13 protein-coding genes are annotated in these 15667 nt (G+C 73.5%); 11 read left to right on the forward strand and 2 right to left on the reverse strand.

All coding sequences use genetic code 11. The features are described from left to right. The first annotated feature begins 445 nt into the window (after nucleotides 1-445). Nucleotides 446-1411 (forward strand): Replicase polyprotein 1ab, encoded by a 966-nt coding sequence (locus AB0B94_RS12420; RefSeq protein ID WP_357276723.1) that lies wholly within the window; start codon nucleotides 446-448, stop codon nucleotides 1409-1411. Further along, nucleotides 1408-2439, forward strand: a complete 1032-nt coding sequence (locus AB0B94_RS12425) for an HAD-IIA family hydrolase (RefSeq protein WP_357274679.1) — start codon at nucleotides 1408-1410, stop codon at nucleotides 2437-2439. Before AB0B94_RS12420 ends, AB0B94_RS12425 begins: the two co-directional genes overlap by 4 nt. A gap of 12 nt (nucleotides 2440-2451) precedes the next feature. Here the strand turns inward: AB0B94_RS12425 and AB0B94_RS12430 are convergent, their stop codons facing one another. Beyond that, nucleotides 2452-2790 carry an SCP2 sterol-binding domain-containing protein gene (locus AB0B94_RS12430; RefSeq protein ID WP_357274693.1) on the reverse strand — a complete coding sequence of 113 codons (339 nt, stop codon included), beginning with the start codon at nucleotides 2788-2790 and terminating at the stop codon, nucleotides 2452-2454. 111 nt (nucleotides 2791-2901) lie between these two features. Here AB0B94_RS12430 and AB0B94_RS12435 point away from each other — a divergent pair, with 111 nt between their 5' ends. The 5 genes from AB0B94_RS12435 (at nucleotide 2902) to AB0B94_RS12455 (ending at nucleotide 9520) form a co-directional block, all read left to right on the forward strand. Next, entirely contained in the window at nucleotides 2902-3477 is a 576-nt protein-coding gene (locus tag AB0B94_RS12435; protein WP_357274701.1) for a hypothetical protein, read from the forward strand. Further along, nucleotides 3474-3749 carry a hypothetical protein gene (locus tag AB0B94_RS12440; RefSeq protein ID WP_357274708.1) on the forward strand — a complete coding sequence of 92 codons (276 nt, stop codon included), beginning with the start codon at nucleotides 3474-3476 and terminating at the stop codon, nucleotides 3747-3749. Before AB0B94_RS12435 ends, AB0B94_RS12440 begins: the two co-directional genes overlap by 4 nt. 38 nt (nucleotides 3750-3787) lie before the next feature. Then, a complete protein-coding gene (locus AB0B94_RS12445; RefSeq protein ID WP_357274720.1) occupies nucleotides 3788-4648 on the forward strand; it encodes a TlyA family RNA methyltransferase in 861 nt (286 codons plus the stop codon). 109 nt (nucleotides 4649-4757) lie between these two features. After that, entirely contained in the window at nucleotides 4758-5642 is an 885-nt protein-coding gene (locus AB0B94_RS12450; protein ID WP_357274737.1) for an NAD kinase, read from the forward strand. 158 nt (nucleotides 5643-5800) lie between these two features. After that, entirely contained in the window at nucleotides 5801-9520 is a 3720-nt protein-coding gene (locus AB0B94_RS12455; protein ID WP_357274744.1) for a S8 family serine peptidase, read from the forward strand. Nucleotides 9521-9599: 79 nt separating this feature from the next. On the opposite strand, the gene AB0B94_RS12460 is transcribed toward AB0B94_RS12455, so the two are convergent. Then, entirely contained in the window at nucleotides 9600-10619 is a 1020-nt protein-coding gene (locus AB0B94_RS12460; protein WP_357274752.1) for a helix-turn-helix domain-containing protein, read from the reverse strand. An 89-nt stretch (nucleotides 10620-10708) separates the two neighbouring features. Between AB0B94_RS12460 and recN the strand changes: the two genes are divergently transcribed. From recN to AB0B94_RS12480, 4 genes are all read left to right on the forward strand, one after another. Continuing rightward, nucleotides 10709-12466, forward strand: a complete 1758-nt coding sequence (recN, locus tag AB0B94_RS12465) for a DNA repair protein RecN (protein WP_357276729.1) — start codon at nucleotides 10709-10711, stop codon at nucleotides 12464-12466. Between the two features lie 119 nt (nucleotides 12467-12585). Beyond that, nucleotides 12586-13764, forward strand: coding sequence for a putative cytokinetic ring protein SteA (gene steA, locus AB0B94_RS12470; RefSeq protein WP_357274760.1), 1179 nt, complete (start codon nucleotides 12586-12588; stop codon nucleotides 13762-13764). Nucleotides 13765-13791: 27 nt separating this feature from the next. Next, a complete protein-coding gene (locus AB0B94_RS12475) occupies nucleotides 13792-14733 on the forward strand; it encodes a copper transporter (protein ID WP_357274764.1) in 942 nt (313 codons plus the stop codon). A gap of 67 nt (nucleotides 14734-14800) precedes the next feature. Continuing rightward, the gene (locus AB0B94_RS12480; protein WP_357274771.1) at nucleotides 14801-15667 is read left to right on the forward strand and encodes a hypothetical protein; all 867 of its coding nucleotides are present in this window, start codon (nucleotides 14801-14803) and stop codon (nucleotides 15665-15667) included.

Here is a 15667-nt window from a genome sequence, read left to right on the forward strand (position 1 = left end):
CGACCGTGACGGCTCGCGTTCGGGCGCTCCCCGCGAGGGTGGTTTCCGGGGCGGCGACCGTGACGGCTCGCGTTCGGGCGCTCCCCGCGAGGGTGGTTTCCGGGGCGGCGACCGTGACGGCTCGCGTTCGGGCGCTCCCCGCGAGGGTGGCTTCCGTGGCGGGGACCGTGATGGTTCGCGCTCGGGCGCCCCGCGTGAGGGTGGTTTCCGTGGCGGTGACCGCGAGGGCGGTTACCGGGGCGGAGAGCGTACCGGGGGTTTCCGGTCCGACGAGCGGCCGCGTCGCGAGAGAGAGTTCCGTCGCGATGACCGCGCGGTTGGCTCCGAGTCGTCCGAGGGTGGGCGTAGCTCGGCCCCGGCGCTGCCGGACGACATTGTCGCGACCGACCTCGACAAGGACGTCCGCGCTGAACTGCTCTCGCTGAACAAGCCGGTCGCCGAGACGGTGGCCCGGCACCTGGTCGCCACTGGGCAGCTGATCGACGAGGACCCCGCCGAGGCGTTGGCGCACGCGCTGGCCGCCCGGCGGCTCGCGTCGCGCATCTCCGCTGTCCGCGAGGCGGTCGGCCTGGCCGCGTACCGCGCGGGAGAGTGGCAGTCGGCGATCGCCGAGCTGCGCACGTACCACCGGATGAGCGGACTGCAGAGCCACCTGGCCGTGCTCGCGGACTGCGAGCGGGCTCTGGGCCGGCCGGAGCGGGCCATTGACCTGTTCCGTGGCGCGGACCGGGAGAAGCTGGACCAGGCCGTGGCGATCGAACTGCTGATCGTCGCCGCCGGCGCGCGGGGTGACCTCGGGCAGAAGGACGCCGCGGTCGCGATGCTCCAGGTTCCGGACCTCACCAACGAGGCCACCGTGCCGTGGACGGCCCGGCTGCGGTACGCGTACGCCGACGCGCTGCTCGCCGTGGGTCGGCGCGAAGAGGCCCGCGAATGGTTCTCCCGCGCTGCCGACGTGGACACCGAGGGCGAGACCGACGCCGCCGAGCGGTTGCTCGAACTTGACGGCGTGCTCATCGAGGGTGACGACGAGGACGAGGCCGCCGAGGAGATCGCCGCGGGCCCGGGTGCTCCCGGCGCGGTGCCGGCCCGACCCGACGCCGACCTGGCCGGCGACGACGACGATGACGACGATCGCGACGACGACGACGATCGCGACGACGAGGACTTCGACGACGACGACGAGGACTTCGACGACGACGAGGACGACGACGCTGTCGGCCGTCCCGCTGACGACGAAGGCTTCGACGACGAGGACGAGGATCGCCACCCCACCGAGAGCGGTAATGCCGACGCGGCCACCACTGGCGGCAGCGGCGTGACGAACGGGGACGCGGAGAGCAGCGACGCGGCGACCGCCGACGGGACCGTCCCGGCCCGGGACGACGAGTCGGGGTCGACGCAGCGGTGAGCGCGGGCGTGGGGGAGCGGCTGGTCGACGGGTACACCCTGGTCGTCTTCGACCTGGACGGCGTGATCTACCTGATCGACCGGCCGATCCCCGGCGCCGTCGATGCGGTGGCCCGGCTGCACGCGGAGGGACGGGCGGTGGCGTACGCCACCAACAACGCGTCACGCCGGTCCAGCGAGGTCGCGGACCTGCTGACCGGGATGGGCGTGCCGGCCCGGCCGGAGGAGGTCCTCACCTCCGCGGCCGCCTCGGCCGAGTTGCTACGCGACCGGCTGCCCGTCGGCGCGTCGGTGCTGGTGGTCGGCGCGGAGGCGCTGCGCGCGGAACTGCGCGCGGTCGGCCTCAACCCGGTCACCCAGGCCGACGAGAAGCCGGCGGCGGTCGTGCAGGGGTACGGCCCGCAGGTCGGCTGGGCCGAGCTGGCCGAAGCGTCGGTCGCGGTGCGGGCGGGTGCGATCTGGATCGCCACCAACACCGATCGGACCCTGCCCAGTGGGCGGGGACCGCTGCCCGGCAACGGGTCGCTGGTCGCCGTGCTGCGTACGGCACTGGAGCGGGACCCCGACGTGGTGGTCGGCAAGCCGGAGCCGGCGCTGTTCGAGACCGCAGCCAAGCGCAGTGGCGGTGGGCGGAGCCTGGTGGTGGGTGACCGGCTGGACACCGACATCGAGGGCGCCCGTCGGGCCGGGCTGGACAGCCTGCTCGTGCTCACCGGCGTCAGCGGCGTACCGGAACTGCTGGCCGCCGAGCCGCGGCGACGTCCCACGTACGTCGCGAAAGACCTGGCGGGGCTCTTCGACCCGGCCGCCGCCGTGCGGGTCCCGGGCCCGGCGGACGCCGGCGGCTGGTCCGTGACCGACCGGGACGGCACGCTTGAGCTGGCCGGGGCCGGCCGGCCGCTGGACGCCCTGGCGGCGCTCTGCGCGATGGCCTGGTCGGCGCCGGAGCCGGCGCTGCCGAAGATCCGTCCGGTGGGCCCGGACGCGGCCCACGTGGTGGAGAGTTTCGGTCTGACCGCGACGGCATGAGCCGGGCGGTCGTCAGAGCAGCTTGCGCAACTTGAGCAGGTCGAACGGGTTGGCCTTGATCGACACCCGGCGGGAGGTCACCGCGCTGGTGACGTCCAGCTCGCCCCGGACCAGGGCGAGCAGGTCGTCGCTGGACGTGCTCATCGCGATCTTGGCCTTGGGGTCGTCGCCGTCGGTCAGCTCGACCAGTCGGCCGCCGGTGATCCGGCCGTGGAACGCGGTGTCCAGGTCGGTGATCCGGCAGGCGAGCGTCCGGTCCAGGTCGATCCGTTCGCGCACCGTCTCGGCGTTGCGATCCAACCGGGCGGCCAGCTCCTGCAACGCCTGCCGGCACTCGTCCACGCTGGCCACATCTCCCCCTCGCTGATCGCCACGCCGTCCTCGGCACCGTACCGCACGGGTCGGTCGGGGGTGCCCGGTAGCGTGACACCTGCACACCCCGCCCCGTGGAAGGACTCAGGCATGCAGGACGCGTGGCGCGCCTACCTCGAGCTGGCCATGGGCCTTGCGGAGGCGCCCCGGAAGAAGGCCCAGGACGTGGCACGTCGCCTCGTCGGCTCCGGCGGTGCGACAGCCGCCCAACTCCAGGCCCTCGGCGAGGAGCTGGTCACCACCGGCGCCGCCAACCGGGAGGCGCTGACCAAGCTGGTCCGCTTCGAGGTCGACAGGGCCCTCGGCGCTGTCGGTCTGGCGACCGCAGACGAGGTGGCCGAGCTGACCCGGCGGGTGCACGACCTGGAACGGCAGTTGCGGGAGGCGCGGTCCACCGAGCCGGCCGAAGCGCCGACCGCCGGCCCCACGCCACAACCCGACCCGACCGTCGCCGCGCAGCCTGGCACCGGTCTCGTGCCGTCCGACACCGCGGCCGGTGCCCCGGTCTCCGCGCCGGTGGCGAAGAAGGCGGTCGCGAAGAAGGCCATCGCCAAGAAGGCGCCGGCGACGATCAGCCGGACCTCCGACGAGGACGTCCCGACGCCGGCCGTGATGCCCGCCAAGAAGGCGGCGGTCCGCAAGCAGCTGCCGGACGACGCCGAATGACCCGCCCCGGTCCGCCGCCTGGCAGCTCGTTTCCGGCCCGGCCCGGTCCGCCGGGTGGCGGCTCGTTTCCGGCCCGGCCGGGCCCGCCGGTGGGTGCCCGCCCCGGACCGCCGCCGGATCTCGGGGACGACGAGCCACGGCATCCGGCGGTGGACGCCGCCGTGCGGTCCATCGCCAACGCGGCGACGCTCGCTCCCGCCGACCAGATCGCCCAGTACGAGGCGGCCTACGAGACGCTGCGGGAAACCCTCGCCACCATCGACCAGACCTGAGCGGGACGACCAGGCCTGAACAGACCGGAGAACCACCCATGGCACGTCGTAACCGGCTGGACGCCGAACTCGTCCGCCGCGGTCTGGCCCGCTCCCGTGAGCAGGCCGCCGCGTTGGTGGAGGCCGGCCGGGTCCAACTGCGGGGCGTGGTCGCCCGCAAGGCGGCCGCGATGGTCGACCCCGCCGACCCGCTCCTGGTGACCGGTGCGGACCCGGCCGAGGAGTACGTCTCCAGAGGCGGGCACAAGCTCGCCGGCGCGCTGGCCGCGTTCGCCCCCGGTGGGCTGCACGTGGCCGGGCGGCGTTGCCTGGACGCGGGAGCGTCGACCGGTGGGTTCACCGACGTGCTGTTGCGCGCCGACGCGGCCGAGGTGGTGGCCGTGGACGTCGGCTACGGGCAGCTCGCCTGGCCGCTGCGGACGAACGAGCGGGTCCGCGTCCTGGAGCGCACGAATGTCCGTACCCTCGATGCGGACACGATCGGTGGCCCGGTCGACCTCACGGTGGCCGACCTGTCGTTCATCTCGCTGCGACTGGTGCTGCCGGCGCTGGCCGGCTGCACCCGCGACGACGGTGACCTGGCGTTGATGGTCAAGCCGCAGTTCGAGGTCGGCAAGGACCGGGTCGGCGCCGGCGGTGTGGTCCGCGATCCGGAGCTGCGCGCCGAAGCGGTGCTGGACGTGGCCGCGACAGCCGCGCGGCTCGGCCTCGGGCTGGCCGACGTTGCGGCCAGCCCGCTGCCCGGGCCGAGCGGCAACGTGGAGTTCTTCGTATGGTTGCGCCAGGGCGCACCAGAGGCCGACCCGCAGCGGGTGCGGGCCGTGGTAGCGGCCGGGCCGGACGGCTCGACGACGGCCGGCGACGTGCCGGACGTGGCGGCGGAGGAGGTCGCAGGGTGAACGCGCGCAGTGAGGGCGTCGCAACGGGCCGCGCGGTGACACGCGGCAGTGCCGAGGTGTCGGCGCCGGTGGCGCGACGCCGCCCGCTCCGGCGTGAGCGGGCGGCCCGATGAGCCGGACCGCGCTGCTGGTGACCCACACCGGCCGTCGGCGCAGCACGGAGCACGCCCGGTCGGTCGCCGCCGACCTGATCGACGCCGGTTTCGAGGTACGGGTGGTCGCCGACGAGGCCGACGACCTCGACCTGCCCGGCGTGGTGCCGGTCGCCGGCCCAGAGGCCGCCGAGGGCGCCGAGATCGTCTTCGCGCTCGGTGGGGACGGCACCTTCCTGCGCGCCGCCGAGCTGGCCCGCCCGGCGAAGGTGCCGCTGCTCGGCATCAACCTCGGCAAGGTGGGTTTCCTGGCGGAGGCGGAGATCGACGACCTGGACGTCGCGGTGCGTGACGTCGTCAGTCGCAACTACACCGTCGACGAGCGGCTCACCCTGGACGTCACCGCCGAGTTCGACGGTGGGCCGACGATCGAGTCATGGGCGCTCAACGAGATCAGCATCGAGAAGGGCGAGCGGGCCCAGATGCTTGAGCTGCTCGTGGACGTGGACGGCCGGCCGCTGTCGCGTTACGGCTGCGACGGTGTCGTCTGCGCCACTCCCACCGGCTCCACCGCGTACGCGTTCTCCGGGGGCGGCCCGGTGGTCTGGCCGGAGGTGGAGGCGCTGCTGCTGGTGCCGATCAGCGCGCACGCGTTGTTCAGCCGCCCGTTGGTCACGGCCCCGACGTCCACCTTCGTGATCACCGTGGACCCGTTCACCACCCTCGCCGTGCTCTCCTGCGACGGCCGGCGCGTCTACGACCTGCCACCCGGCGCGCGGGTGACGGTGCGCCGGGGCGCCCTGCCGGTACGCATCGTGCGGCTGCGTCCCCGACCGTTCACCGACCGGCTGGTGGCCAAGTTCGGCCTCCCCGTGCACGGTTGGCGTGGCAGCCGCCGGTGACCGCGGCGCACACTGTCGGTGGATGTCGGTTGTCCACCTGACGACATGTCGCCGCTGCGGCGGCGGGCGACTAGTGACCTGATGACACGCTCCGACGCAGACTCCGATCGGCCCTCGTCTACGGATGACGGGCCTGGAGGAGTAGAGGAGCCCATCGCATGCACTGGTCCCCACGCTGGCTCGCCGTCGGCGCTGTCGGCGCGTTGGTGGTCGGCGTCGCCGCACCGGCGTCCGCCGACCCGCCCGCCCGGCCCACCGGCCCGACGTCGGGCACGCCCGCCCAGCACGCACCCGTCCGCATCACCCTGATCACCGGCGACCAGGTCGACCTGGTGCAGGCGGCACCCGGTCGGGTCGCCGCCACCGTCCACCCCGGCCCGGGGCGCGACCGGATCGCCTTCCAGACGGTCGAGGCCGACGGCGGGTTGCGGGTGCTGCCCAGCGACGTCATGCCGTACCTCTCCGCGGGGGTGCTCGACCCCGACCTGTTCGACGTGCAGGAGTTGACGGCCGACGGGTACGGCGACGCCGCGCAGGGCGCGTTGCCGCTGATCGTCCGCTATCAGGAGCCGGCCGCCGGACGGGTCAGGCCGCTGGCCGGCGCGACCGACGCGCGTCCCCTGGAGAGCATCAACGGCGCCGCGCTGCGGGTTGCCAAGGGTGACCTGGGTGGCCTGTGGACGTCGCTGCGCGGCGCGCCCGGGCAGCGGGTGACAGCCGGTTCGCCGGCCCGGCTCGGCGCCGGCGTCGCACGGATCTGGCTGGACGGGAAGGTCCGCCCGACGCTGGAGCACAGTGTTCCGCAGATCGGCGCACCGATCGCCTGGGCCGCCGGCCGGGACGGTGCCGGCGTGAAGGTGGCGGTGCTCGACACCGGCGTCGACGCCACCCACCCCGACCTGGCCGGTCGGGTCGCCGAGGCGCAGGACTTCTCCGGCAGCGGCAGCGCCCGCGACGGGCACGGCCACGGCACCCACGTTGCCGCCACCATCGCCGGCAGCGGGGCGGCGTCCGACGGGAAACGCAAGGGCGTCGCCCCGGGCGCGCGGTTGCTGGTCGGCAAGGTGCTCGACGACGGTGGTTCCGGCTACAGCTCGTCCATCATCGCGGGCATGGAGTGGGCCGCCCACTCCGGCGCGAAGGTGGTCAGCATGAGCCTCGGTGGCGATCCGACCGACGGCACCGACCCGATGAGCCAGGCGGTGAACGACCTGACCGCTGAGACCGGCGCGCTGTTCGTTGTCGCCGCCGGCAACTCGGGCGCCGCGCGTACCGTCGGGGCGCCCGGCGCGGCCGCGTCGGCGCTCACCGTCGGCGCGGTGGACGGTGCCGACAACCTTGCCGAGTTCTCCAGCAGGGGCCCGCGCCTCGGCGACAACGGCCTCAAGCCGGAGATCACCGCGCCGGGCGTCGGCATCGTCGCCGCCCGGGCCGCGGGCACCGCCATGGGTACGCCGGTGGACGACGCGTACACGACCGCGTCCGGTACCTCGATGGCCACCCCGCACGTGGCCGGGGCGGCGGCGATCCTCGCCCAGGAACACCCCGACTGGCCCGCCGCGAAGCTCAAGGACGCGCTGGTCAGCACCACGAAGGCGAACCCGGCGCTGACCGTCTTCGAGCAGGGCGCCGGCCGGGTCGACGTGGCCCGCGCGCTCGGCCAGCGGGTGTACGGGTCCGGTACCGCGGACTTCGGCCGGCTCAGCACCGGTGGCGTGCCCGCCGAGCGGACAGTGACGTACACCAACGGCGGCACGGCCCCGCAGACCCTGCGGTTGGCGCTGGAGCTGCGCAACCTGGACACCAGGGCGGCCGAGACCGACGGGGTCGCTGTCGGCGGCGGCGAGGTGACAGTGCCGGCCGGCGGCAGCGTCGCCGTGCCGCTGCGGGCGGACCCGGCGAAGCTGGACCGTGGTGTGCACAGTGGATCGCTGGTGGCCACCGGCGCGGACGGCGTCGCCGTGCGTACCGCTGTCGCGCTCACCCTCAGCGGTCCGCTGCACACGGTGACAGTGAAGGCGCTGGACATGCAGGGTCAGCCCGGTCTCGCGTCGGTGCTCACGCTCTTCGGTGAGCAGCCCGAATCCGACTGGCTCGGCTGGGTCGGCGGCGAGGTGCAACTCCAGGTGGAGGAGGGCCCCTACCTGGTCGAGGCGTTGATCGAACACGGCGCACCGCTGGACGAGCAGATCACCCTGGTCACCGACCCGGAGTTGCTGGTCGACCGGGACCTCACAGTGGTGCTCGACCCGCGCAAGGGCACCCCGGTGCGGATCGAGACGCCGAAGCCCACCGAGCAGCGCTCGACGATCAGCTTCTACGAGCACCGGGTCTTCGGCAACGGTCGGCAGGTCGACCACGGCGTGATGACCTACAGCACCATCCAGCAGGTCAATGTCACCCCGACCCGCCCGGTGCGGCAGGGCGAGTTCGAGTTCGCGTCGCGCTGGCAACTGGTCGCGCCGATGGTGGACGCGAAGATCAGTGGGGTGTCCGGTCCGCTGGACATCAACCTGGTGGGCTACTCGCCGGCGACGTCCGACCGGCGCAGGCTGCCGCTGGTCTGGGCCGGCACCGGCACCCCCGCCGAGCTGACCCGGGTACGCGGCGCCGCGGCACTGCTCAGCACCAGCCCGGACGCCTCGGAGGAGGAGCAGATCGCGGCGGCGGCCGCCGCTGGCGCGACTGTGGCGCTCGTCGTCCGACCGGCCGACCAGAGCGCGTGGACGTCGTGGACGCCGTTGGGTGACCGGCTGCCGATCCCTTCGATGGCGGTGGCGTACGACGACGGGCAGAAGATCATCGCGGCGGTGCGGAAGCGTCACACGACGCTGGACCTGACGTTGACGGTGGAAAGTCCGTACCTGTACGACGTGTGGCAGGTCTCGAAGGACCGGGTCCCGGAGCGGATCCTGCACAAGGTCACCGAGCGCAACACCGCCGAGGTGACCAGCCACTACGGGAACGTCGGCGGGGAGTGGGCCAGCGAGCAGCGGTTCGGGTGGCGTGAGTGGCAGGACACCGCGTGGAACGACAACCAGCGGCTGGTCCGCGCCGGCACCACCCGGCGAGAGTTCGTCAGCTCCGGCGACAACTGGTGGCAGCAACGGGTGCTGCACAAGCTCATGTTCATGCAGTGGGGGCAGCTGACCGGTGGTCTGACCCAGCAGCCCCGGCGCTACGCCGCCGATGACCGGGTGACCGAGACCTGGCACGCGCCGGTGCTCCGCCCGGCCGTCCCGGCCAGCGGGGCGCCGGTGCCCACCCGCACCGGTGACAACCTGGAGTTGTGGGTGCCGGAGTTCGTCGACGCCGAGGGGCACTACAGCGTGGCGGGCGAGAGCGAGGAGTCGGACACCGTCACGGCGCGGGTCAGCCGCGACGGGCAGCAGATCGCGGACCTCTCCGACGGTTGGGCGTCGGTGCCCACGACCGCCGGGGCCGCCCGCTACCGCCTGGACGTGACCACCCAGCGGTCCTCGGCCGACTGGCGGTACGGCACGCGGACCGACACGGCCTGGGAGTTCACCTCGGCCCGACCGGCGGGCGACAGCGCCACGCCGTTGTCGCTGCTCCAGGTGGACTACCGGGTGCCGGCCGACCTGCGCGCCACGGTACGCGGCAACCGGCCGCACCAGCTCGGGCTGACAGTGCGGCAGCCGGCCGGGGTGCCGGCGCCGACCGGTACCAGCGTCCGGGTGCAGGTCTCCTTCGACGGGGGTGTCACCTGGCGCAACGCGCCGACCACGGGGTCGGGCACCCGGTACACCGCTACCGTGCCGGCGGGGCGCGGAACGGTGTCGCTGCGGGTGCGCGCCGCCGACCGGGCCGGGAACACCGTCGACCAGACGGTGCTCCAGGCGTACGGGCTGCGCTGACCGGGTGGGGCGGGGCGGCCTGGCCGTCCCGCCTCGCCGGTTGAGGGTCCGCCGTCGGCCGACGGCGGGCCCTTTGGCGTCAGAGCCAGCCGCGTCGGGCCACCTGGAACGCCAACCCGGGCCGGGTGTCCACCCCGGCGGCGGCCATCAGGTCGGCGATCCGCCGTTGCACCGTCCGCCGGCTCACCCCGAGCTGGGAGGCGATGGACTTGTCCGGTACGCCCGCCACGAACAGCGACAGCAGCCGGGCCTCCTCGGCGTCGGGCTGGTAACCGTCGCCCGGCCGCTCCGGGGGCTCCGGCCGTCGAGCCTCGGGGGTCGTGACGGCGAGGGGGTCGTCGAGGCGCAGCCGGGTGGCCACCCGCCAGTGGCTCTCGAAGAGGGCGAGCAGCGCGTCGAGCAGTTGGCTGCGGCCGATCACGGCGGCGCTCGGTTCGCCGCCGTCGCGGTCGGGCACCAGCGGACAGATGGCCGTACTGGCGTCCACTATGGCCAGTCGGACCGGCAGCCGGTCCAGGACGCGGGCCTGTTCCCCGGCGGCGACCCCCTTGGCGAGGTCGGCCAACGCGCCCGGCTCCAGCAGCAGGTCACGCTCGTAGATGGCCCGGTAGCTCACCCCACGGGCCAGCGCGTCGAACTCCTCGACATTCTCCGGGCCGGCCATGGCCAGGGGATTCGCCCGGCAGAACCAGAGCACCTCGGTACGCGCCGAGTTCTGCAGGTCGCGCAGGCGGTCGCGAAGGACCCGGGCGCCGGTGATCACCTCGACCAGGTGGTCGACGTGGTGTCGGCGCAGCCCGGAGCGGTATTCCTCGGCCAGTTGGGTGACCAGTCGGCGGGCCGACTCCAGGTCCTCCTGGCGTCGCAGCAGCGTTCCGCCGAGGGCGACGTCCGGGGCGGTCGGGCGCAGCGGGGCGTCCGGGTCGTTGTCGCTGCGCTGCACGAGGCCCTTGCCGCGCAACGCCTCGACCTGGGCGACGACCTGCTCACGGGGCCGGTGCAGGCGACGGGCCAACTCGTCGATGCGGGCTGTGGTGAGCTGGAGCAGGCAGCGGTAGAGCTCCTCTTCAGCCGAGGTCAGGCCGATCACGTCCAACACGGGGCAGAACTGTACGTCGGCCGGGTACGGGCCGTGCCCGGGCCCGTCGGCTGGTCAAGTGTCGGGCCTCGCGTCTACTGTCGGTGGCTGTGCTGGAAGAGCTGCGCATCACCGGACTGGGCGTCATCGAAGACACCACGCTGCCGTTGACCGGCGGCATGAACGTCATCACCGGCGAGACCGGTGCGGGCAAGACGATGGTGGTCACCGGCCTCGGCCTGCTCTTCGGCGGCCGGGCCGACGCCGGGCGGGTCCGCGCCCAACCCGGCCGCGCCGTGGTGGAGGGGCGGCTGCGGCTGCACGGGCGGGTCGCCGACGCCGTGCACGCGCGGATCGTCGAGGCCGGCGGCGAACCCGACGAGGACGGCTCGGTGCTGCTGAGCCGCACGGTGACGGTGGAGGGGCGCTCACGCGCCCACGTCGGCGGCCGGAGCATGCCCGTATCGATGCTCGGTGAGGTCGGCGAGCAGGCGGTCGCCGTGCACGGCCAGTCCGACCAGCTGCGGCTGCTGCGCCCGGCCGAGCAGCGGGCCGCACTGGACCGGTTCGCCGGCCCCGCGCACGAGAAACTGCTCGACGCGCTGCGCGAGGCGTACACGGGGTGGCGTCGGGTCGTCGACGACCTGGCCGACCGCCGACGTAACGCCCGCGAGCGCAACCAGGAGGCCGACCTGCTGCGGTTGGGCCTCGACGAGATCACCCGGGTCGATCCGCAGCCCGGTGAGGACGACGAGCTGAAGACCGAGGCGCAGCGGCTGGAGCACGCCGAGGGCCTGCGGACGGCCGCGCAGATCGCCCAGCAGTGCGTGGCCGGTGGCGTGGAGGCCGCCGAGGAGACCCCGGACGCGGCGGGGCTGCTCGGCACCGCCCGGCGGACCCTGGAGGCGCAGTCCGGCACCGATCCGGCCCTCGGCGAGCTGGCGGCCCGGCTGGAGGAGGCGGCCACGCTGGTCACCGACGTGTCAGCGGAGCTGTCGGCGTACCTGGCGACGCTGGACGCGGACCCGGCCCGGTTGCAGCACGTCTATGAGCGGCGGGCGGCGCTGCGCGGGTTGACCCGCAAGTACGCCGACGACGTCGACGGGGTGATCGCCTGGGCCGATCGGGCGCGCACCCGACTGTCCGACCTGGACATGTCCGACGACGTGCTCGACGAGTTGGAGCGGGAGGGCCAGCGGCTCGCCGTCGAGGTGGCCGACCTGGCCGGGCGGGTGTCCACCTCCCGGCAGGAGGCGGCGGTCCGCTTCGCCGACCAGGTCACCGTCGAGCTGGCCGGGCTGGCCATGCCGCACGCGCGGATCGAGGTGGCGGTGCTGCCCCGTCCGGCCGGGCGTGCCGAGCCGACGCTTGCGGTCAACGGCGTCGAGGTGGGTGTCACTCCGGACGGCGGTGACGAGGTGGAGCTGCGGTTGCTGGCCCACCCGGGCGCGCCGTCGCTGCCGTTGCAGCGCGGTGCCTCCGGCGGTGAGTTGTCCCGGGTGATGCTCGCCATCGAGGTCGTGTTCGCCGGCTCCGGCGGCCCGCCCACGTTGGTCTTCGACGAGGTCGACGCGGGGGTCGGCGGGCAGGCGGCGGTGGAGATCGGTCGCCGGTTGGCCCGGCTGGCCCGCAGCCACCAGGTGCTGGTGGTCACGCACCTGCCGCAGGTGGCCGCGTTCGCCGACCGGCACCTGGTGGTGGCGAAGGACACCGGCGGCGCGGTGACGACCAGCGGGGTGCGGGTGGTGGAGGACACCGAGCGGGCCCGGGAGTTGGCGCGCATGCTGGCGGGTTTGCCCGATTCGGATCTGGGTATCGCCCACGCCGAGGAGCTTCTGGCAGTGGCCGCCAAGGAAAGGCGGTTGTGACGCCGCGTATTGTGAGCGCAAGCACACCGGCTTGTGCCGGTGTGTGCTTCCCTGGGTAGGCGGCCCTGCTCAGGCATGTCGCGACAGAAAAGCCTGCCTCACATGCCAGGATGGTCACGATGCGTCTACCCACGTTGCGCCGGAACCGGAACTCCGAACCGGGCACAGTCCTCGGCACCGCGCGCCTTGATCGCCGGACGAAACGCCTGGTCGGTCGGCTGCGCCCCGGTGACATCGCTGTCATCGACCACGTCGACCTGGACCGGGTGGCGGCCGACTCGCTCGTCGCCGTCGGCGTCGCGGCGGTGCTCAACGCCAAGCCCTCGGTCTCCGGCCGTTACCCGAACCTCGGCCCGGAGGTGTTGATCGCCGCCGGCATTCCGCTCCTCGACGACCTGGGGGAGGGCGTCTTCGAGCGCATCCGCGAGGGCGACCAGGTGCGCATCGAGGGCAACACTGTCTTCGCCGGCGACGAGCCGGTGGCCCACGGCAGCCTTCAGGACGCCGAGTCGGTCGGCAAGGCGATGGCGGACGCCCGGGAGGGTCTGTCGGTGCAGTTGGAGGCGTTCGCCGCCAACACGATGGACTACCTGCGTCAGGAACGTGACCTGCTGCTCGACGGTGTCGGGGTGCCGGACATCGAGACCCAGATGCAGGGTCGGCACTGCCTGATCGTGGTGCGCGGCTACGACTACAAGGCCGACCTGGACGTGCTGCGCCCGTACATCCGGGAGTTCAAGCCGGTGCTCATCGGCGTCGACGGCGGCGCGGACGCCCTGGTCGAGGCGGGCTACACCCCCGACATGATCATCGGGGACATGGATTCGGTCACCGACGACGTGCTGCGCTGCGGCGCCGAGGTGATCGTGCACGCGTACCCGGACGGGCGCGCGCCCGGCCTGCCCCGGGTCAACGGCCTCGGTGTGCCGGCGATCACCTTCCCGGCCGCGGCGACCAGCGAGGACCTGGCCATGCTGCTCGCCGACGAGAAGGGGGCCTCGCTGCTGGTGGCGGTCGGCACCCACGCCACCCTCGTCGAGTTCCTCGACAAGGGTCGCGGCGGGATGGCCTCGACGTTCCTGACCCGGCTGAAGGTCGGCGGCAAGCTTGTCGACGCCAAGGGGGTGAGCCGGCTCTACCGGCAGAGCATCTCCGGCTCGTCGCTGTTGCTGCTGGTGCTGTCGGCGATCGCGGCGATGGCGTCCGCGGTGGCCGTGTCGACAGTCGGAAAGGCGTACCTGGGCGTGGTCGCCGAGTGGTGGGACAATTTCGTGTTCCAGCTGTACCGGCTCTTCTAGTTCCCGACCGATCAAGAGGCTGCAAGCGTGATCAACTTCCGCTACCACGTGGTGTCCCTCACCGCGGTCTTCCTGGCTCTGGCGATCGGCCTGGTGGTCGGCACAGCCGCCCTCAACGGCCCGGTCGCCGACTCGCTCGAGGGTCAGGTCACCGGGCTGCGCAAGGACAACCAGCACTGGCGTCAGACGGTCAGCAACATGGAGAAGCAACTCGCGCTGGAAGAGGAGTTCGCCGAGGAGACCTCCCAGATCCTCCTTCCCGGCACCCTCACCGCGCGTCGGGTCGTGGTTGTCAGCCTGCCCAACGGGCGCGACCACACCGAGGGCGTGCTCAAGAAGCTGCAGCTCGCCGGGGCCACCATCACCGGCCAGGTCGACCTGCAGGACAAGTTCATCAACCCGGACAACAACTCCAACCTGCTGGAGTTGGCCGTCACCGCGGCCCGCCCGACCGCGCAGACCACCGGCCTGCCGGGCAACGGGCACGGCGTGGAGACCTCCAGCGCGCTGCTGGCCAGCGTCCTGCTGGACCGGCCCCAGGGCGTCGCGCCGGTCAGTGACGCCGACCGGCGGGCGGTGCTCGCCGCCTACAACAACGCCGGCTACCTGACCACCGACAGCAACAAGGTCACCGCCTCGGCGGAGGCGGTCGTCGTGGTCAGCGGTCAGCCGTACGTCGACAAGGACTCCGACAAGCGGGACGAGTCAGTCGTCAACGTCGCGGAGCAGTTCGACCGCACCGGTTCGATCGTGGTGGCCGGCAACGGTTCCGTCGGCGGCAACCTGGTCGGCGTGGTGCGCGGCGACCCGGTGCTCACCCAGACCATCTCCACTGTCGACAACGCCAACACCGTGCAGGGCCAGGTGGTCACCACCCTCGCCCTGGTGCAGCAACTCACCGAGAAGAAGGCCGGGCAGTACGGCGTCGGCGACAACGCCGCGTCGCTGCTGCCTAGACTGCCCCAGTGAGCGAACGACGTACCCCCGTGTCCGGATCCGACCAGGTGGCGCGTGACCGAGCCAGCGAGGTGACGGCGTGAGCACGCTGGGCCGGCTGTTGATCGCCGGCGCGGGCGCCGCGGCGGCCCGCTACGCGCTGCGTGAGGCGCGCAGCTCGCCGGCCGGCCCCGCGCTGGAGCGCACCAACTTCCGTGGCCGCACGGTGAGCCTGGCCGCCGGGCCAGCGCTCGCCGTCGGCGCTGCCGCCGCCGGCGCGTTCGGTGCCACCGGCGGCGCCGCCGGTGGGGCCGCAGTGGTCGCCGGTCTCGGCGCGGGCGGCGTCGGCCTGTACGACGACGTGGTCGGCGCGCGGCCGGAGCAGAAGGCGGCCAAGGGCTTCGCCGGGCACCTCGCCGCGCTGCGCGAGGGGCGGGTCACCGCCGGTCTGGTCAAGGTCGTCGGGGTGGGCGCCGCCGGGCTGGGCGCCGCCGCGCTGCTCGCCGCCGACCCCCGGGTCGCCGCGCACCCGCGCCGGCAGCGGCACGGTGCGTTCGGGCGGAGCGTCGACGTGCTGCTCGGCGCCAGCGTGATCGCCGGCACGGCCAACCTGCTCAACCTGCTCGACCTACGGCCGGGCCGTGCGCTCAAGTCCGGGCTGCTGCTCGCCGCGCCGCTGACCGGCGGCCCGCAGGGCGGGATCGCCGCGGGCGCGGCCGGCGCCGCAGCCGGCCTGCTCCGCGACGACCTGGCCGAGGACGTGATGCTCGGCGACAGTGGCGCGAACGCGCTCGGGGCGGTGCTCGGCGTCGCGCTCGCCGCCCGTACCGGCCCACTCGGCCGGGCCGGTCTGCTCGCCGTCCTGGCCGGGCTCACCGCCGCCAGCGAGAAGGTCAGCTTCACCGCGGTGATCCAGCGGACCCCGGGGCTACGCGAACTCGACGCACTGGGCCGACGCGCCGACTGA

It is taken from the genome of Micromonospora sp. NPDC048986 (assembly GCF_040649335.1).
GTDB classification, from domain to species: Bacteria; Actinomycetota; Actinomycetes; order Mycobacteriales; family Micromonosporaceae; genus Micromonospora; species Micromonospora alfalfae.

Coding starts and splice junctions, on each gene's coding strand:
- AB0B94_RS12435 (WP_357274701.1), top strand. CDS start 2,902: ATGCAGGACGCGTGGCGCGCCTACCTCGAGCTGGCCATGGGCCTTGCG.
- AB0B94_RS12445 (WP_357274720.1), top strand. CDS start 3,788: ATGGCACGTCGTAACCGGCTGGACGCCGAACTCGTCCGCCGCGGTCTG.
- AB0B94_RS12450 (WP_357274737.1), top strand. CDS start 4,758: ATGAGCCGGACCGCGCTGCTGGTGACCCACACCGGCCGTCGGCGCAGC.
- steA (WP_357274760.1), top strand. CDS start 12,586: ATGCGTCTACCCACGTTGCGCCGGAACCGGAACTCCGAACCGGGCACA.
- AB0B94_RS12440 (WP_357274708.1), top strand. CDS start 3,474: ATGACCCGCCCCGGTCCGCCGCCTGGCAGCTCGTTTCCGGCCCGGCCC.
- AB0B94_RS12455 (WP_357274744.1), top strand. CDS start 5,801: ATGCACTGGTCCCCACGCTGGCTCGCCGTCGGCGCTGTCGGCGCGTTG.